The sequence below is a fragment of the Coprococcus sp. TM115-187 genome, assembly GCF_027679115.1.
Taxonomy (GTDB): Bacteria; Bacillota; Clostridia; order Lachnospirales; family Lachnospiraceae; genus Allocoprococcus; species Allocoprococcus comes.
In genome coordinates, this window is record NZ_JAQEKS010000067.1 from 1 (window position 1) to 276 (window position 276).

Consider the following 276-nt stretch of genomic DNA (forward strand, 5'->3'; position numbering starts at 1 on the left):
TTCAAGCAACAAATACAGGAGAATAAACCCTTAACAAATAGGGACAAAAGGATTATAGAACGTTTTAGAAGTGGCGCAGATTTCTTTGGCGAAAAAATATGTGGCAAAGAAACATCAAGACTATTCGAACAACCATATACTTTTGATCTATTTGATGAGTGGCAGGAAAAGCACTTTAAAGAACACCCGGAAGACAAAGATAAAACAATCGAAGAGTTATTTGACATACGGCTTTCTGAACAGAAGCTATATCATTACAAAGAAGTAAACGGCAAA

General features: G+C 35.1%; 1 pseudogene. It reads left to right on the forward strand.

What is annotated here, in order from left to right:
* Positions 1-276, forward strand: a pseudogene (locus PGW42_RS15830) (hypothetical protein); the annotation flags it as partial.